This is a genomic window from Cupriavidus sp. HY129, from assembly GCF_059492215.1.
Genome location: NZ_CP083254.1, coordinates 3,293,821 through 3,312,189 on the forward strand (window position 1 = coordinate 3,293,821; position 18,369 = coordinate 3,312,189).

Below are 18,369 nucleotides of genomic sequence, written 5' to 3' on the forward strand. Positions count from 1 at the left end.
CTCTTATTTCCAGCCCAGCACGAGGGAGAAAATCACCCACTCGATGAGCTTGTCAGCCGACCACAGGAACAGCGCCATGATGACGACGAAGACGAACACAAGGCCGGTCATCTGACCGGCTTCCTTGCGCGTCGGCCAGACGACCTTGCGAACTTCCCGATACGATTCACGGGCGAATCCCACGAAGTCCTTGCCCGGTGCCGACAGCAGCGCGACAACCACGCCAGCTGCGATACCGGCGAACAGCGCGGCACCTCGTACATACGAGGGCTGCTGCGCGAGCGCGTAGAAGCCGATGACCCCGGCAACCACCAGGAGCACCGCCACGCCGAGCAGCCACTTGCCGCTCGAGGCGCCTACGGTTTCGACATTGGGATTGGCCATGTTTCGCAAACGAGACTAAGCCGCGTCACGATTACCCCTCGCGACGCGGCTGATTGATTTGGCAGGGGCAGAGGGAATCGAACCCCCAACCTTCGGTTTTGGAGACCGACGCTCTGCCAGTTGAGCTATACCCCTAGAACAACTTTGGGTTGGCATTGCCAACCCCTCTGGCAAACGAACGCGGCCGGTTGATGCCGCGTTCGCCAGTTCGACTAATACTTAGTCGAGGATCTTTGCCACAACGCCGGCGCCGACGGTACGGCCACCTTCGCGGATAGCGAAGCGCAGACCTTCTTCCATGGCGATCGGGGCGATCAGCTTGACGGTGATCGACACGTTGTCACCCGGCATGACCATTTCCTTGTCCTTCGGCAGCTCGATCGAGCCAGTCACGTCGGTCGTACGGAAATAGAACTGCGGGCGGTAGTTGTTGAAGAACGGCGTGTGACGACCACCTTCGTCCTTCGACAGAATGTACACCTCACCCGTGAAGTGCGTGTGCGGCTTGATCGAGCCCGGCTTGCACAGAACTTGACCACGCTCCACGTCTTCGCGCTTCGTGCCGCGCAGCAGCAGACCAACGTTGTCACCAGCCTGGCCTTGATCCAGCAGCTTGCGGAACATTTCCACGCCCGTGCAGATCGTCTTCACCGTCGGGCGGATACCCACGATTTCGATTTCTTCACCGACCTTGATCACGCCACGCTCGATACGACCGGTCACCACGGTACCGCGGCCCGAGATCGAGAACACGTCTTCCACCGGCATCAGGAACGTACCGTCCACAGCGCGCTCCGGCGTCGGGATGTACGTGTCCAGCGCGTCGGCCAGGTTCATGATTGCCACTTCACCCAGTTCGCCCTTGTCGCCTTCCAGCGCCAGCTTGGCCGAACCCTTGATGATCGGCGTGTCGTCGCCCGGGAATTCGTACTTCGACAGCAGCTCGCGCACTTCCATTTCCACCAGCTCGAGCAGCTCGGCGTCGTCCACCATGTCGCACTTGTTCAGGAACACGATGATGTACGGCACGCCAACCTGACGGGCCAGCAGGATGTGCTCACGCGTCTGCGGCATCGGGCCGTCAGCGGCCGAGCACACCAGAATCGCGCCGTCCATCTGCGCAGCGCCCGTGATCATGTTCTTCACATAGTCAGCGTGGCCCGGGCAGTCAACGTGGGCGTAGTGACGGTTGGCCGTCTCGTATTCCACGTGCGCGGTGTTGATCGTGATGCCGCGTGCCTTCTCTTCCGGCGCTGCGTCGATTTCGTCGTACTTCTTGGCTGCGCCACCGAACTTGGCTGCCAGCACCGTGGCAATCGCTGCCGTCAGCGTCGTCTTGCCGTGGTCAACGTGACCAATCGTACCTACGTTCACGTGCGGCTTGGTCCGCTCGAACTTTTCCTTTGCCATTTCGCGACTCCTGTCTCGGTAGCAATTGCCAGTGCGGGATTGATGGTGCCCATGGGCAGGATCGAACTGCCGACCTCTCCCTTACCAAGGGAGTGCTCTACCACTGAGCCACATGGGCGAAACTTGACTTACTTCTCTGGCGGCAACCGGTAGGCTGGAGCGGGTGAAGGGAATCGAACCCTCGTCGTAAGCTTGGAAGGCTTCTGCTCTACCATTGAGCTACACCCGCCCGGTTACTTCCTGCTTCACCGGCTTTCGCCTGGTTGCTGCCTTGCATTCTGGTGGAGAGGGCTGGATTCGAACCAGCGTAGGCGTAAGCCAACAGATTTACAGTCTGCCCCCTTTAGCCACTCGGGCACCTCTCCGCAGAGAACTTGTGATTATGGTGCAACCTACCTTGGCTGTCAAGCACTTTCCATTGCGGTCAGCGACTTTGCGGATTGCCAGGAGGCCCACTGAAGATCCGTTTGCGGCGGCTCCAGAGGAACCAGAATCATCGATCTGAAATCGACGCTCTCACCCTATAGGGGTCTCGGAGAGCCGCCTCGGCAGCCAGTTTTGGGCTGCTAAAGCCTGATTTCAGAGCTTTTACGGCCTGCACTCAAATCGCGCGGCATAAAAGCAAAACCCCCAGCTTATAGGGCTGGGGGTTTTGGGTATAAGAGCCTGGCGATGACCTACTTTCACACGGGTAGTCCGCACTATCATCGGCGCGAAGTCGTTTCACGGTCCTGTTCGGGATGGGAAGGAGTGGTTCCAACTTGCTATGGTCACCAGGCATGAGGGGTTGCCGGGCTGACCCGAGGTCAGCGCGGCGAATCTGGGTGTAGTAAAGATTGGGTTGTGTTGCACACCTGGGCACAAGGCGCACTCACCAGGTAAAACACACTGGTTATAGGATCAAGCCTTACGGGCAATTAGTACTGGTTAGCTTAACGCATTACTGCGCTTCCACACCCAGCCTATCAACGTCCTGGTCTCGAACGACCCTTCAAGGAGGTCAAGCCTCCAGGGAATCCTCATCTTCAGGCGAGTTTCCCGCTTAGATGCTTTCAGCGGTTATCTCTTCCGTACATAGCTACCCTGCGATGCCTCTGGCGAGACAACAGGTACACCAGCGGTACGTCCACTCCGGTCCTCTCGTACTAGGAGCAGCCCCCGTCAAGATTCCAACGCCCACGGCAGATAGGGACCAAACTGTCTCACGACGTTTTAAACCCAGCTCACGTACCTCTTTAAATGGCGAACAGCCATACCCTTGGGACCGGCTACAGCCCCAGGATGAGATGAGCCGACATCGAGGTGCCAAACACCGCCGTCGATATGAACTCTTGGGCGGTATCAGCCTGTTATCCCCAGAGTACCTTTTATCCGTTGAGCGATGGCCCTTCCATTCAGAACCACCGGATCACTATGTCCTGCTTTCGCACCTGCTCGACTTGTCAGTCTCGCAGTTAAGCACGCTTTTGCCATTGCACTTTAGGTACGATGTCCGACCGTACCAAGCGTACCTTCGAACTCCTCCGTTACACTTTGGGAGGAGACCGCCCCAGTCAAACTGCCTACCATGCACTGTCCCCGACCCGGATTCACGGGCCAAGGTTAGAACCTCAAACAAACCAGGGTGGTATTTCAAGGACGGCTCCACGTGAACTAGCGTCCACGCTTCAAAGCCTCCCACCTATCCTACACAGATCGGTTCAAAGTCCAATGCAAAGCTACAGTAAAGGTTCATGGGGTCTTTCCGTCTAGCCGCGGGGAGATTGCATCATCACAAACACTTCAACTTCGCTGAGTCTCGGGAGGAGACAGTGTGGCCATCGTTACGCCATTCGTGCAGGTCGGAACTTACCCGACAAGGAATTTCGCTACCTTAGGACCGTTATAGTTACGGCCGCCGTTTACCGGGACTTCAATCAAGAGCTTGCACCCCATCATTTAATCTTCCGGCACCGGGCAGGCGTCACACCCTATACGTCCACTTTCGTGTTTGCAGAGTGCTGTGTTTTTATTAAACAGTCGCAGCCACCATTTTATTGCAACCCCTTCACCCTCCTGGCGCAGGCCAGTCAAGCTACAAGGGCGTACCTTATCCCGAAGTTACGGTACCAATTTGCCGAGTTCCTTCTCCCGAGTTCTCTCAAGCGCCTTAGAATACTCATCTCGCCCACCTGTGTCGGTTTGCGGTACGGTCTCGTATGACTGAAGCTTAGAGGCTTTTCTTGGAACCACTTCCAATTGCTTCGCAGCACTAGGCCGCTCGCCCCACATCCTTGAATTCCGCGCCCGGATTTGCCTAAGCGCCTTCTCCAATGCAGGGACCGGGACTTCCAACACCCGGACAACCTTCCGCGATCCGTCCCCCCATCGCATCATACGACGGTGCAGGAATATTAACCTGCTTCCCATCAGCTACGCATCTCTGCCTCGCCTTAGGGGCCGACTCACCCTACGCCGATGAACGTTGCGTAGGAAACCTTGGGCTTACGGCGAGGGGGCCTTTCACCCCCTTTATCGCTACTCATGTCAGCATTCGCACTTCTGATACCTCCAGCATCCTTTACAAGACACCTTCACAGGCTTACAGAACGCTCTCCTACCACGCACTTGCGTGCGTCCGCAGCTTCGGTGACTGGCTTAGCCCCGTTACATCTTCCGCGCAGGACGACTCGATCAGTGAGCTATTACGCTTTCTTTAAAGGGTGGCTGCTTCTAAGCCAACCTCCTGACTGTTTTAGCCTTCCCACTTCGTTTCCCACTTAGCCAATCTTTGGGACCTTAGCTGGCGGTCTGGGTTGTTTCCCTCTTGACACCGGACGTTAGCACCCGATGTCTGTCTCCCGTGATTGCACTCTTCGGTATTCGGAGTTTGCTATGGCGGGGTAATCAGCAATAGACCCCCCAACCATGACAGTGCTCTACCCCCGAAGGTGAGACACGAGGCACTACCTAAATAGTTTTCGGAGAGAACCAGCTATTTCCAGATTTGTTTAGCCTTTCACCCCTATCCACAGCTCATCCCCTAACTTTTCAACGTTAGTGGGTTCGGTCCTCCAGTACGTGTTACCGCACCTTCAACCTGGCCATGGATAGATCATCTGGTTTCGGGTCTACACCCAGCGACTCAACGCCCTATTCGGACTCGCTTTCGCTACGCCTTCCCTAATCGGTTAAGCTTGCCACTGAATGTAAGTCGCTGACCCATTATACAAAAGGTACGCCGTCACCCGTTTCCAGGCTCCGACTGTTTGTATGCATGCGGTTTCAGGATCTATTTCACTCCCCTCCCGGGGTTCTTTTCGCCTTTCCCTCACGGTACTGGTTCACTATCGGTCGATTACGAGTATTTAGCCTTGGAGGATGGTCCCCCCATCTTCAGACAGGATTTCACGTGTCCCGCCCTACTTGTCGTACACCTAGTTCCACAACGCTGTTTTCGCATACAGGGCTATCACCTGCTATGGCCGGGCTTTCCATCCCGTTCTGCTAACAATGCTGCTAAAGAGTACAAGGCTCTTCCCATTTCGTTCGCCACTACTTTGGGAATCTCGGTTGATTTCTGTTCCTGCAGCTACTTAGATGTTTCAGTTCGCCGCGTTCGCTTCCCTGACCTATGTATTCAGTCAGGGATGACCCATTCGGGCCGGGTTTCCCCATTCGGACATCTCCGGATCAAAGCTCGTTTGCCAGCTCCCCGAAGCTTTTCGCAGGCTACCGCGTCCTTCATCGCCTGTAATCGCCAAGGCATCCACCACATGCACTTGTTCGCTTGACCCTATAACGAGTGTGTCTCTAGGACACGACCGTCATAGGTCTGAGTTCTCGCGTTTGTGCCGTATTCCAAGTCATCTTTCGATCACTTTAAATACATTTTGGTTGATACAATCACAACCCGGTATCGCGTTTGTACTACAGCGTCTCATCAACGCTCGCGACACCTTTACTACATCCCATATTGTTAAAGAACAGCCAGGCTTGACGCCTGTTGGCAACAGCCAAAGACAAACACTCAGGCACCCGCCTGAATTCTTGTCTTTGACTACAACCCCAAGGTACTGGTGGAGGATGACGGGATCGAACCGACGACCCCCTGCTTGCAAAGCAGGTGCTCTCCCAGCTGAGCTAATCCCCCGCGCGATAACTTGGTGGGTCTGGTAGGACTTGAACCTACGACCCCCGCCTTATCAAGACGGTGCTCTAACCACCTGAGCTACAGACCCTTGGCTGTAACAGCAAACAAACCGATAAGTGTGAACGCTTGACTTGTGAACACAAGCCTCTAGAAAGGAGGTGATCCAGCCGCACCTTCCGATACGGCTACCTTGTTACGACTTCACCCCAGTCATGAACCCTGCCGTGGTAATCGCCCTCCTTGCGGTTAGGCTAACTACTTCTGGCAAAACCCACTCCCATGGTGTGACGGGCGGTGTGTACAAGACCCGGGAACGTATTCACCGCGGCATGCTGATCCGCGATTACTAGCGATTCCAGCTTCACGTAGTCGAGTTGCAGACTACGATCCGGACTACGATGCGTTTTCTGGGATTAGCTCCCCCTCGCGGGTTGGCAACCCTCTGTACGCACCATTGTATGACGTGTGAAGCCCTACCCATAAGGGCCATGAGGACTTGACGTCATCCCCACCTTCCTCCGGTTTGTCACCGGCAGTCTCTCTAGAGTGCTCTTGCGTAGCAACTAGAGACAAGGGTTGCGCTCGTTGCGGGACTTAACCCAACATCTCACGACACGAGCTGACGACAGCCATGCAGCACCTGTGTCCACTTTCCCTTTCGGGCACCTAATGCATCTCTGCTTCGTTAGTGGCATGTCAAGGGTAGGTAAGGTTTTTCGCGTTGCATCGAATTAATCCACATCATCCACCGCTTGTGCGGGTCCCCGTCAATTCCTTTGAGTTTTAATCTTGCGACCGTACTCCCCAGGCGGTCAACTTCACGCGTTAGCTACGTTACTGAGAAAATGAATCCCCAACAACTAGTTGACATCGTTTAGGGCGTGGACTACCAGGGTATCTAATCCTGTTTGCTCCCCACGCTTTCGTGCATGAGCGTCAGTCACGTCCCAGGGGGCTGCCTTCGCCATCGGTATTCCTCCACATCTCTACGCATTTCACTGCTACACGTGGAATTCTACCCCCCTCTGACGCACTCTAGCCTTGCAGTCACAAGCGCAATTCCCAGGTTAAGCCCGGGGATTTCACGCCTGTCTTACAAAACCGCCTGCGCACGCTTTACGCCCAGTAATTCCGATTAACGCTCGCACCCTACGTATTACCGCGGCTGCTGGCACGTAGTTAGCCGGTGCTTATTCTTCCGGTACCGTCATCCACGCCAGGTATTAACCAGCGCGATTTCTTTCCGGACAAAAGTGCTTTACAACCCGAAGGCCTTCTTCACACACGCGGCATTGCTGGATCAGGGTTGCCCCCATTGTCCAAAATTCCCCACTGCTGCCTCCCGTAGGAGTCTGGGCCGTGTCTCAGTCCCAGTGTGGCTGATCGTCCTCTCAGACCAGCTACTGATCGTCGCCTTGGTGGGCCTTTACCCCACCAACTAGCTAATCAGACATCGGCCGCTCCTGCTGCGTGAGGCCTTGCGGTCCCCCACTTTCACCCTCAGGTCGTATGCGGTATTAGCTAATCTTTCGACTAGTTATCCCCCACAACAGGGTACGTTCCGATGTATTACTCACCCGTTCGCCACTCGCCGCCAGACCGAAGTCCGCGCTGCCGTTCGACTTGCATGTGTAAGGCATGCCGCCAGCGTTCAATCTGAGCCAGGATCAAACTCTTCAGTTCAATCTCTGTGTGGTGCCGAAGCACCTCGCTCTTTCGAGCGGTCGCTCACTCTCAGAAAACTGACTGGCCAGGCTCCGAAGAACCCAACCAACATGTTTTACTGTGCGAGCACTGATAACTTTTGAAGCATCACAGCGACCGAAGTCACCGTGGCGTTCGCCATCAAGCGCCCACACTTATCGGTTGTTTGATTGTTAAAGAACCTCAGCGCCCGGCTTTGCCGGTTCGCTGTCGCTGCCTCGCTGACGTTGCCGTCATTTCGTTGCAGCGGAGAAATGAGATTATGCAGAGCATTCAGCGTTTCGTCAACAGTTTTTGCAGAACTTTTTTCTGCCGGTCAGCGCTGCATTCCTCCGCAACTCCAACCCACTGCCGCCCCGCAACCCTTGTCGCTACTGCGTTTGCAGTGCGTTTCGTGTTGCGAGGGGGCGAATAGTACGGGACACCCACAGGGTTGGCAAGCACTTTCTGAAAATATCTAAAAAGGCCCTTTCAAGGCCTGATTGGCCATCGCCATAATCGTCGGCCCAACGGTGAATGCATCATATATATAGAGGCATGTGACACCATGGGTTCTGGCGCCAGACTCCCCGGTAGGGGATTCCGGCGAAAGTGGGGACAACTAGATGAGCATTCGTATCGTCAGGCTTGGCACACCCCGCGCAGCGGATGAAGGCCTGCGCATCGGTACCGTGAGGCGGCCACCACGAGGTGTCCCCAAGGCGGAGTTCGCCAGCAGGGACTATTACGATGTGTGGTACCCGGTACTTTCACCCTCCGCCGATCTGGTCGCGGAAGCGCAAGCAGCGGCAGACGACAAGGCCTGGCGCGCATTCGACAGGCATTTCCGGTCGCAGATGGCCGAACCGGACGCGAGTCGCACCTTGGATCTGCTGGCGGCGCTATCCCATCAGACCAATTTCTCACTCGGCTGCTATTGCGAGAACGAAGCCCATTGCCACAGGTCGATCCTTCGAGACCTGCTGGCTAAGCGTGGCGCCGATATCGCCTAAGTCTGATCGGCGTCGGGCTATGATGCGAAGCTTCGCCGGTGGAACGGCGAAGCCTTCTTACTGCCACTTTTCTCGCCGATGGCACTGAACCTCGTCTGGCTCGGATTCTTTCTCGTTTCTTTCGTTGCCGCATGTGTGCGGTTGATTGGCGGCGACACCGCGGTGTTTCCCGCCATGCTGGCTAGCCTGTTCGACAGCGCGCGCACTGCCTTCGAGATTTCGCTTGGGTTGGCCGGAGTGATGAGCCTGTGGATTGGCATCATGCGCGTCGGCGAGCGCGCCGGCGCCGTGGATATGTTCGCCCGACTGGTGAATCCACTATTGCGCCACTTCTTCCCCGGCGTGCCGCAGGGCCATCCGGCGCAAGGCGCGATGATGATGAATATCTCCGCCAATATGCTGGGGCTCGATAACGCCGCCACTCCACTTGGGCTCAATGCGATGCGCGAGCTCCAATCGCTAAATCGCCAGCCTGGCACCGCCACCAATGCCCAGATCATGTTCATTGTGCTGAACACGGCGGGGCTGACGCTGATTCCGACGTCGGTGATCGCCATCCGGCAGGCCATGGCTGTGAAGCAGGGATTGGTTGGCTTCAATGCCGCGGATATTTTTCTGCCGACGCTGCTTGCCACGGCGGTGTCTTGCCTGGCCGGTTTGCTGGCAGTGGCTTGGGTTCAACGGCTCAACCTGCTCAAACCCGCCGTACTGGTCACGTTTGGCCTCATCGGCGGCCTGCTTGGCGCCCTGTTCTTCTGGCTGCGACATGCTCCACCAGATCAAGTCAGCAAGCTCACCGCCCTGGCCGGCAGTGGATTAATCCTTTCACTGATCACCCTCTTCCTGGTCGCTGGAGCACTGCGCCGCATCAATGTCTACGATGCGTTTATCGATGGCGCCAAGGAAGGGTTCGGCGTGGCGGTGCAGATCATTCCCTACCTGGTAGCCATCCTCGTGGCCATCGGACTGTTTCGTGTCACAGGCTGTATGGATGTGGTGATGCAGGCGCTTACGAGCGTATTTCAGTGGCTCGGCATGAATACCGATTTCGTGCCCGCCCTGCCCGTTGGTCTCATGAAGATCCTCTCCGGGGCTGGTGCCAGGGGGCTAATGGTCGACGTGATGACAACCTATGGCGTCGACTCCTTCCAGGCACGGCTCGCAGCCATTATCCAGGGATCGACGGAAACCACCTTCTATGTGCTTGCGGTGTACTTCGGTAGCGTCAATGTGCGCAATACAAGGCACGCACTAGCCTGCGCACTGTTTGCAGATGGTGTTGGACTCGTTGCGGCTGTCTGGATTGCCTATCTTTTCCGCTAGTCGTTGTACGACCACAACGAGCTTGTGCGGTCATCGAACATCTCGCAAAAGGACGCTTGGTGCGACGCAACAAGTCGTGTATAGTGAAGTCTGTCTCCTCCACCACCTCGGTGGATTCCAACCCGCGCATCATCTGCGCGGGTTTTTTTTGCCCAAAATTTGGGGAATCGTGGATCAGTTGGACTGTTTCCTTCTGTCCATATGAGGAATATGGAGCACGCACCGTCATGCACCGCGCATCCCACTTGCGGTGCAACAATGCACGATTTGCGCACCAACCCCTGATTCAAATCAGATTTGTTGCGATGCAGCAAGCGGGCAAGTACAGTGGTATCGGTACTGACCCTGATACCACTCAGCCGCCCCCGCCTGCTCGATGCGCCCCGCCTTGCACTACCTCCGCTACTGGCCTGACGCCGCCTTTCTACGGCGCGGCGCGATCTACGCCTTGTCATTTCTCACGCTCGCCGGTACGGCCTGGCTGACTGGGGACAGTGGCTACATCTGGTCGGCCACGGCATCCATCTGGACTTGCCTTGCCGATCGCCCCGGCACCGCCGCCGCCCGTATTCGTGGACTGGCAACTGTAGGGATTGGTGGCGCAGCCGTCAGTGTGATCGGCGCGAGCCTCCATGCCTCGCCGCTAGCAGCGCTGGCGTTCGTGCTGGCCGCGGGTCTTGTGGCCGGCTTGTCGGAGGTTCGCGGTCCCGCCACCGCGCTGTGGTTCAAGCTCCTCTACGTAGTCTTGATCGCCGCGTGCCTGCAGCCAGCGTCAGGGCCATCCGCCTCCATTCATGCCTGGATGGCCGGCTTGGATTTTCTTCGCGGCGGCCTGTTCGCCTGCGCGGTCAGTCTTGTGTTGATCCCCTCGGATCGCGAGACACGCCCACGGACTGAGATCATTGCTATCTACGACGCACTGCGCAGATTCGCGGTGGCGCTCGCAGGAGCGCGCTCGCTGGATATGACACCGCACAAGCAGGAGATTCGCCTTTGCATCGAAACGGCGCGCAAGGCGCTAGTCAGCCGGCGTGGCCTGGCCGATCCCGTTGCGCTCCTGCACTACGCCTACGCCATCGCGGTCGGCGATGCGATATTCGCGCTGTTGATTGTTGCCGGCGAATTGCGCGAAAGGCTGGGCGTCGGCCATGCGTTGCCACTGGCCTGCGCGGCTAGCCGGCTGACCGACATGCACGCTCAGGTTCTGCAAGCCCTGTCCTGCCACGGCCCGGACCTTCCCGCTCTGACGGCCATGCTCTTCCGGGACCTGCGTGAACTGGCTGCCCGGCGTACCCATGCCAGCACGCCTCCGGCATATCAATCGGCCCTGGCTGCGCTTGCGCAGTTTCCTGCGTTCGATCGCTGGCGCGAAGGCTTCTCCTGGCCAAACAGCGGATTCGCCAGCCTGATCGATCGTCTCGGTCTCATGCTGGCGGATCTGGCCGCGCGCGACACTCGCGTCACCCGGCACGCGGTGCGCCTTGCGCTCGCCGGCGGCCTGAGTCTTCTACCCGCGCAGATCTGGCATGTCGATCACGGCTACTGGGTGGCCGTCACCGTGATCATGGTGTTGAGTCCGCGGCTGCAGACGACTCGCCAGATCTCGTTCTTGCGATTTGCCGGATCTCTGGCCGGTGCCCTGCTCGCCTGCGCGATCAGCCTGTTGCACCCAACACCCGCGCCGGTGCTGGGACTAAGCGCCCTCTTCCTGGCGGGTGCCTATGCTGCGCGGCTGGCGGGCAACCCCGGGGGCTTTGCCTTCTGTCTCACACCAGCGGTCATTCTCTTCTCCTGGCTCGGTGAACCCACATCGAGCAGCAGCCAGGTCGCAGCGATGCGAGGGCTCGATACCGCGATCGGGTGTCTGATCGCACTGGCTAGCTACTACATACTGGCACCGCGTGCCGAGCTATCGCGGGTCTTCCGCCACAGCATTGACGCGCTGGCGGTCAACGCCGTCTACCTGCGCGCGGCGAGCCGCGCCTCGCGCACACTCACGCCGTCCCATTTGCGGCTCGAGGCCCTGCGCGTGGCGGCGGGCCGTGCATCATCTCGCGCCGAAGCCACGCTGTCCCAGTCCGCCGGTGATCTCGCCTCCGATCTGACGGCGGCCCACACGTCGCTGCATGACACGGCGCGGCGCATGGCTTCTCTGGCCGGGCTGATTCGGGCCAGCGCGGAATCGGGAAGTGTCGACCAACCCCCGGGTCCCGCGGTTCAGGCCCTGCTATCGGCACTTGAGGTACGACTGGCGGAGGTTGCGGCACGACCAGGGCGGATTGATGCGATAGCCCCCTCCGCGCCTGACTGGATCGGACCGTCTCCACTCGCCACCACGGCATTCGAGCAGTTCCTGGTCGAACAAGCGGCGTACGCCAATGCCCATGTCGACAGCGCGCATCAAGCCGTTGCCCAGATGAGCGCACTGGCCGCAGCGCACGAGCACGGCAGCCGCTCCCGGCGGAGCAGCTTGCGCGCCAGTTGATGCGATCGACCAAAAGGAGAAATTCGGGCTCGCTCAGGGTTGCCGGACGGCTGCAGTTACCTATATTAAAAGGATATTCGCCGTTTCCCCGTTCCCGGCAAGACGAGGTGCGCCATGGTCGATATCACGTTCCCGAACAGCAACCCGACGTACTGTGGCGCCAGTCTGACGCTCTCCTGCCCGGCCACCGTCAACGGCAATCGTTCGCAGTATTCGGTCACGGCCGAGGCGCTTGAGGCCTACTGCGGCGCGCGCTCCCCGCGCGAAGAGGATCTGGTGCGCGCCTTCACAAACAACCGCGCGCGCATCGAGCAACTGGCGCACAGCATGTTTGAGCTGACCGAAGCGCGCGAAATCATGCTGCGTGGCGGACACTTCCGCTTCGCCGGCTGAACGTTCGCGCGCCTGGCTTGTTACTGCTCTGACGACGTCCCGCGCACCAGCAAGACCGGCATGGTCGACTGACGAATCACGGCTTCGGCAACGCTGCCGAGCACGAGCCTGCGCACGCCGCGTCGGCCGTGTGTACCGATGACGAGCAAATCGCCGCCCCACTCACTGGCCGCAGCGTTGATCGACCCAGCTATGTCGCCGGCCACGGCAGGTTCCGTGACGAGTTTCGTCTCGAACTTCACCCCGGCATCGCCAAGCAACTTGCTGGCGGCCTCGAGGGCTCGGGTGCCGCTTTCCACGAAAGCGCGTTCGATCTGCGACGGATCGTAGTACCCGGCGTCGAACAGCACCATGGCATTGTCGACGACATAGAGCGCGAGAATCGTCGCCCCGCTGCCCCCCGCCACACGAATCGCCTCCTGCAATGCCAGATCCGAGGTGCTGCTTCCATCTACCGCCACCACGATCTTGCTGTAAGCCTTGCTCGCCATTGCATTGCCCTCCAGTAAAGAGATGAATTTTCATACTACACGTGGCGCGTGCCTCACGTGACGGCGTGATTCTGAAATCGTTCGCCAATCGGATAGTCTTTTAAATTGACCGACCGGTCGGTTTATATATATAGTGAGCAAGCCCGACCGACCCAAGCACCCAGATCACAAATCACGAGTCGGCCCGTCGCAGCAGACGCCCCGTCAAGGAGACGTGATGTACACACAGAGCCTCGACCTGCCCGGCCAGGCACCGCAAGTGGCGCCCATCGCCCCGGAATTCGCCGATCAACAGGCCGCGTTCGATGCCCGCATTGCCGAGGACGGCAAGATCGAGCCGATGGACTGGATGCCGGACGCCTACCGCAAGACCCTTGTCCGCCAGATCTCGCAGCATGCGCATTCCGAAATCGTCGGCATGTTGCCCGAAGGCAACTGGATCAGCCGCGCGCCGTCGCTGAAGCGCAAAGCCATCCTGCTGGCCAAGGTCCAGGACGAAGGCGGCCACGGACTCTATCTATATAGTGCGGCCGAAACCCTCAATGCCTCGCGCGACGACCTCGTCGATGCGCTGCACGCGGGCCGCGCCAAGTATTCGTCGATCTTCAACTACCCGACGCTGACTTGGGCGGATGTCGGCGTCATCGGTTGGCTGGTCGACGGCGCCGCGATCATGAATCAGATCCCGCTGTGCCGCTGCTCATACGGGCCGTATGCGCGGGCCATGATCCGCATCTGCAAGGAAGAATCGTTCCACCAGCGCCAGGGCTACGACGCGTTGCTGGCGATGATGCGTGGCACCGAAGCGCAGCGCGATCTGGTGCAGGACGCCGTCAATCGCTGGTGGTTCCCGGTGCTGATGATGTTCGGCCCGCCCGACTCCGCATCCACCAACAGCGCCCAGACCATGGCCTGGGGCATCAAGCGCATTTCCAACGATGACCTGCGGCAGAAGTTCGTCGACGCCACCGTCGAGCAGGCCAAAGTGCTCGGCGTGACGTTGCCCGATCCCGGCCTGGTATGGAATGCCGAGCGCGGCCACTACGACTACAGCCCGCTCGACTGGGAAGAGTTCTGGCGCGTGATCAACGGCGACGGCCCGTGCAACCGGGAGCGCCTGGCCACACGCGTCAAGGCACATGACGACGGCGCCTGGGTACGGGAAGCCGCACTGGCCCACGCCGAAAAACAGGCACATCGCAAAGCCGGCGCCAAAGCAGCCTGAACGCCAAGAGGAGACAGACATGACGCAAAAGGAATGGCCACTGTGGGAAGTCTTCGTCCGCAGCAAACAGGGCCTGGAACACAAGCACTGCGGCAGCCTGCACGCCGCGGATGCGCAACAGGCGCTGCTCATGGCACGCGACGTCTACACGCGCCGGCAGGAAGGCGTGTCGATCTGGGTGGTGCCATCGTCGGCGATTACGGCCAGCGCGCCTGCCGAGAAGGGCGAGTTGTTCGACCCGGCGGCCGACAAGATCTACCGCCACCCGACGTTCTATCAGTTGCCCGAAGAAGTGAACCACATGTAAGGCCGGCGACATGAATTCATCCATCACTGCCGCCGCCAACGGCGACGCCGCATTGGACGGCCTTCCTCTCGCACGCACCGCGCCGCTGCAGTATGTGCTCCGCCTGGCCGACAATGCGCTGATCCTGGGACAGCGCAATGCCGAATGGTGTGGCCACGGCCCGGCGCTAGAGGAAGACATCGCGCTGACCAACATCAGTCTCGACCTGATCGGGCAGGCCCGGCTGCTCTACAGCCACGCCGGCGTGCTCGAAGGCCAGTTGACCGGCCGCACCCGGCATGAAGACGACTACGCCTACTGGCGTGCCGAGCGCGAGTTTCACAACTGGACGCTGCTGGAACTGCCGCACCACGGACCGCTGGCCGGCACTGCACGCGCGGATCGTGACTACGCCATCACCATCATGCGCAACTTCCTGTTCGGCGCGTTGATGGTGGAGTTGTGGCCCGCGCTGGAGCGCAGCCGCGACACCGAGCTCGCCGCCATCGCCGCCAAGTCGGTAAAAGAAGCGCGCTACCACCTGCACCATGCCGCCGGCTGGGTCGTGCGGCTTGGCGATGGCACCGAAACGTCTCACCTCCGGATGCAACGCGCGCTCGAACATCTGATGCCGTACATGAACGAGTGCTTCGCCGCCGATCCGATCGAGCGGGAAGCCGCAGAGCAAGGCATCGGCGTGCTGACCGCCGACTTGCGCGATGCATGGGACGCCACGGTACGCGCCACACTCGAAGAGGCGACGTTGCGCCTGCCGGCCGAGTCCGCGTTCCTCTCGACAGGCAAGCAGGGCGTGCACTCGGAACACATGGGCTATCTGCTGGCCGAGATGCAGGGCCTCGCGCGCGCCCATCCCGGCGCGCAGTGGTAAGCCAGGGATCGAAGCCATGCGCGACACCCCCGCCCGTGATGCCACCACATCCCCGTTCGCGCCGACATTTTCGACGCCTTCGGGGAAAAGGGCCGATACACCCGACGATCGGCTCGCCTGCGCGCGCGCGGCACTGGAGGCCGTGCCAGACCCCGAAATCCCGGTCGTTTCTATCCGCGACCTCGGCATTCTGCGAGACGTACGGCTGGGCGACGATGGACTGACGCTGGAAGCTGTGATCACGCCGACGTACTCGGGCTGCCCGGCGATGTCGCAGATCGAAGAAGACGCGGGCCGCGCGCTCGAGGCCGCCGGGGTCGCCCCCTGGCGCGTGCTCACAGTATTGGCGCCCGCCTGGAGCACCGACTGGATCACCGAATCCGGCCGCGCCAGCCTGCGCGCCTTTGGCATCGCCCCGCCCGGGCACTGCGTCACGGATGCCCCACCGGATAACGCCAAACCGCTGCGCTTCGTGCCACGGGCCCAGTCCGAAGACGCCGTGACATGCCCGCGCTGCGGCAGCCCCCATACGCAGGAGCTGTCGCGCTTTGCGTCCACTGCGTGCAAGGCGCTCTACCGCTGCCTGGACTGCCGTGAGCCGTTCGACTATTTCAAACCTTACTGACCCCCACCGGCCATGACCCCACAGTTCCATCCGCTGCGCGTGGCGCAGGTTCGTCCCGAGACGTCCGATACGGTGTCGATCGCATTCGATGTGCCTGACGCCCTGCGGGATGCCTACCGGTTCACCCAAGGCCAGTTCCTCACGTTGAAGGCGCCGGTAGGCGGCAACGACGTGCGCCGTTCGTACTCGATCTGCAGTGGCGTGCAGGACTACGCTGAAAGCGGCGAACTGCGCGTGGCGGTCAAGCTCGTCGACGATGGTGTGTTTTCGACCTGGGTCCACGACAACGTCGAAGCCGGACAGACGCTAGACGTCATGACACCTGATGGACGCTTCCATGTACCGCTGGACCCGGCCACGTCGCGTCATTACGTGGCCTTCGCCGCCGGCAGCGGCATCACGCCGGTGCTATCGCTGATCCGCACCACGCTTGCCATGGAACCGAACAGCCGCTTCACGCTGGTCTACGGCAATCGCAGCGTCGACACGATCATCTTCTCCGAAGCGCTCGAGGACCTGAAGAATCAGTATTTGTCGCGCTTCACGCTCTATCACGTGCTGTCGCGGCAGCCGCAGGAGGTCGATCTGCTGCATGGCCGCCTGGATCGCGAGCGCGTGGGCCGGTTCCTTGGCTCACTGATTCCGATCGACGACATCGACGCCGCGTTCGTGTGTGGCCCCGCGTCGATGATCGACGAGGTGGAGGAGGCGCTCAAGGCAGCTGGCCTCGACCCGCACCGCATCCATGCCGAGCGCTTCGGCGTGCCACTCGGCCCACGGCGCGAGACACCCGTTTCGCTCGAAGGACAGACCGGCACGGCCGAACTGGTGGTGGTGCTGGACGGCAAGCAGCACAAGATGCGCCTGCCGCTTGGCAATGCCAAAGTGCTCGACACCGCGCTGGCGGCCGGCCTCGACCTGCCCTACGCCTGCAAGGGCGGGGTCTGCTGCACCTGCCGGGCAAAAGTGCTCGAGGGCGAGGTTGAAATGGAGAAGAACTACACGCTCGAGCCGTGGGAGATGGAAAAGGGCTTTGTCCTGACCTGTCAGGCCCGGGCGGTGACGCCGCGCGTGGTGGTCAGCTACGACGAGCGCTAGGCGTCGCGCATATGGTGGAAATCCCACACGCCGGGGTGCCGCCAATGCGCGACTGACCACATGCCGTGATTACAATGGCGGGGACAGGCTTGATCCGTCGCACCCTATACAATCACGGTCATGCAATATATCCATGTCGTCAACGGCGATGTCGCGGGCACCACGCTGCGCCAGGCTCTGGCCCAGGCGGCCCGTCCCGATCCGGTTGTCGTCCTCCGTGACGACCTCGCCGTCGGCCCCATTGCCGATATCGACAGTACCGGCCTGATCCGCTCCGGCTTCTGGCAGCGGGTGGCGCCCCATTCCGATATCGACTTCGCCGCCGAGATGCGCCAGGCGCTGGATCAGTTCCAGGCCCTGCGCCGCGACGACATGGAGGTGGCGATCTGGCACGGTCAGAGCGCGTCAGACCAGTTGATGTTGCGCCGCGTGGTCTTTCATCTCTATCAGACGCCGCAGCGGATCAACGAGGTGGCGATGGACCTGCGCGAGCTGGAAACGCCCACGCATGGCAGCCTGACCGCCATCGGCATGTATTCGGCCGCAAGGCTGGCGCGCCGGTTCTCGACCATCGCGCCGGTCTCGGTGCTGCGCCTGGGCCGGCTGGGCTACGAGTGGCAGCAGAACGTCAAGGAGAATGCCGACGTGCGGCTGTGGAAAGGCAACACGCTGGTGCCAGCGGCCTACCACACCGTCGACGACGTGATCCTGGAGCGAGCCCCTGCCGAGTGGACACCGGCCGCCCAAGTGGTGGGCAGCGTGATGGGGGCCATCGAAGGGCTGCTGGCCAGCGACTGGTTCGTGTTCTGGCGCTGCCGTGAGCTGGTCAGCACCGGCCAGCTCGTGCTGCGCGGTAACCCTGAGGCACTCGACACCTGCGAGCTCCGTCGCAACAGCCTCGCCGACGACGACGCGTGAACCCGGTCTCTTAA

13 protein-coding genes, 6 tRNA genes and 3 rRNA genes are annotated in these 18,369 nt (G+C 60.1%); 10 read left to right on the plus strand and 12 right to left on the minus strand.

Annotation, left to right across the window (positions count from 1 at the left end; all coding sequences use genetic code 11):
* Positions 1–3 precede the first annotated feature (3 nt).
* From secE to K6G35_RS15185, 11 genes are all read right to left on the minus strand, one after another.
* Positions 4–384: a preprotein translocase subunit SecE gene (gene secE / locus K6G35_RS15135; RefSeq protein WP_008649200.1), complete on the minus strand. Its 381-nt coding sequence runs from the start codon at positions 382–384 to the stop codon at positions 4–6.
* 59 nt (positions 385–443) lie between these two features.
* Positions 444–519, minus strand: a tRNA-Trp gene (locus K6G35_RS15140).
* Between the two features lie 84 nt (positions 520–603).
* Positions 604–1,794 (minus strand): elongation factor Tu, encoded by a 1,191-nt coding sequence (gene tuf / locus K6G35_RS15145; RefSeq protein WP_008649202.1) that lies wholly within the window; start codon positions 1,792–1,794, stop codon positions 604–606.
* A gap of 43 nt (positions 1,795–1,837) precedes the next feature.
* Positions 1,838–1,912, minus strand: a tRNA-Thr gene (locus tag K6G35_RS15150).
* Between the two features lie 37 nt (positions 1,913–1,949).
* Positions 1,950–2,023, minus strand: a tRNA-Gly gene (locus tag K6G35_RS15155).
* 50 nt (positions 2,024–2,073) lie between these two features.
* Positions 2,074–2,159, minus strand: a tRNA-Tyr gene (locus K6G35_RS15160).
* A gap of 299 nt (positions 2,160–2,458) precedes the next feature.
* Positions 2,459–2,572: ribosomal RNA gene (rrf, locus tag K6G35_RS15165) — 5S ribosomal RNA — on the minus strand.
* A 118-nt stretch (positions 2,573–2,690) separates the two neighbouring features.
* Positions 2,691–5,569 (minus strand): 23S ribosomal RNA (locus tag K6G35_RS15170).
* A gap of 281 nt (positions 5,570–5,850) precedes the next feature.
* Positions 5,851–5,926: transfer RNA gene (locus tag K6G35_RS15175), tRNA-Ala, on the minus strand.
* A gap of 11 nt (positions 5,927–5,937) precedes the next feature.
* Positions 5,938–6,014: transfer RNA gene (locus K6G35_RS15180), tRNA-Ile, on the minus strand.
* Between the two features lie 63 nt (positions 6,015–6,077).
* A 16S ribosomal RNA gene (locus tag K6G35_RS15185) occupies positions 6,078–7,609 on the minus strand.
* The 16S, 23S and 5S rRNA genes sit together here with 5 tRNA genes alongside, the layout of an rRNA operon.
* Before the next feature lie 626 nt (positions 7,610–8,235).
* On the opposite strand from K6G35_RS15185, the gene K6G35_RS15190 reads away from it, so the two are divergent.
* The 4 genes from K6G35_RS15190 to K6G35_RS15205 all read left to right on the plus strand — a co-directional run bounded on the left by K6G35_RS15190 (position 8,236) and on the right by K6G35_RS15205 (position 12,823).
* Complete coding sequence (locus K6G35_RS15190) at positions 8,236–8,622, plus strand: DUF488 domain-containing protein (protein ID WP_008647090.1); 387 nt, start codon at positions 8,236–8,238, stop codon at positions 8,620–8,622.
* 78 nt (positions 8,623–8,700) lie between these two features.
* The gene (locus K6G35_RS15195; protein ID WP_008647092.1) at positions 8,701–9,945 is read left to right on the plus strand and encodes a nucleoside recognition domain-containing protein; all 1,245 of its coding nucleotides are present in this window, start codon (positions 8,701–8,703) and stop codon (positions 9,943–9,945) included.
* Between the two features lie 376 nt (positions 9,946–10,321).
* Entirely contained in the window at positions 10,322–12,430 is a 2,109-nt protein-coding gene (locus tag K6G35_RS15200) for an FUSC family protein (protein WP_186425420.1), read from the plus strand.
* A 114-nt stretch (positions 12,431–12,544) separates the two neighbouring features.
* Complete coding sequence (locus K6G35_RS15205) at positions 12,545–12,823, plus strand: DUF1488 family protein (protein WP_008647095.1); 279 nt, start codon at positions 12,545–12,547, stop codon at positions 12,821–12,823.
* A gap of 20 nt (positions 12,824–12,843) precedes the next feature.
* On the opposite strand, the gene K6G35_RS15210 is transcribed toward K6G35_RS15205, so the two are convergent.
* Positions 12,844–13,314: a universal stress protein gene (locus K6G35_RS15210; protein ID WP_008647102.1), complete on the minus strand. Its 471-nt coding sequence runs from the start codon at positions 13,312–13,314 to the stop codon at positions 12,844–12,846.
* A 217-nt stretch (positions 13,315–13,531) separates the two neighbouring features.
* Here K6G35_RS15210 and paaA point away from each other — a divergent pair, with 217 nt between their 5' ends.
* The 6 genes from paaA (at position 13,532) to K6G35_RS15240 (ending at position 18,355) form a co-directional block, all read left to right on the plus strand.
* Positions 13,532–14,539 carry a 1,2-phenylacetyl-CoA epoxidase subunit PaaA gene (gene paaA, locus K6G35_RS15215; protein ID WP_035884348.1) on the plus strand — a complete coding sequence of 336 codons (1,008 nt, stop codon included), beginning with the start codon at positions 13,532–13,534 and terminating at the stop codon, positions 14,537–14,539.
* 19 nt (positions 14,540–14,558) lie between these two features.
* Complete coding sequence (gene paaB / locus K6G35_RS15220) at positions 14,559–14,846, plus strand: 1,2-phenylacetyl-CoA epoxidase subunit PaaB (RefSeq protein WP_008647104.1); 288 nt, start codon at positions 14,559–14,561, stop codon at positions 14,844–14,846.
* Positions 14,847–14,856: 10 nt separating this feature from the next.
* On the plus strand, positions 14,857–15,714 hold the full coding sequence (gene paaC, locus K6G35_RS15225) for a 1,2-phenylacetyl-CoA epoxidase subunit PaaC (protein ID WP_035884349.1): 858 nt from the start codon (positions 14,857–14,859) through the stop codon (positions 15,712–15,714).
* A 16-nt stretch (positions 15,715–15,730) separates the two neighbouring features.
* Positions 15,731–16,339, plus strand: a complete 609-nt coding sequence (paaD, locus tag K6G35_RS15230) for a 1,2-phenylacetyl-CoA epoxidase subunit PaaD (protein ID WP_286882606.1) — start codon at positions 15,731–15,733, stop codon at positions 16,337–16,339.
* 12 nt (positions 16,340–16,351) lie between these two features.
* The gene (paaE, locus tag K6G35_RS15235; RefSeq protein WP_008647107.1) at positions 16,352–17,437 is read left to right on the plus strand and encodes a 1,2-phenylacetyl-CoA epoxidase subunit PaaE; all 1,086 of its coding nucleotides are present in this window, start codon (positions 16,352–16,354) and stop codon (positions 17,435–17,437) included.
* Positions 17,438–17,557: 120 nt separating this feature from the next.
* Entirely contained in the window at positions 17,558–18,355 is a 798-nt protein-coding gene (locus K6G35_RS15240) for a DUF1835 domain-containing protein (protein WP_008647110.1), read from the plus strand.
* Positions 18,356–18,369 lie beyond the last annotated feature (14 nt).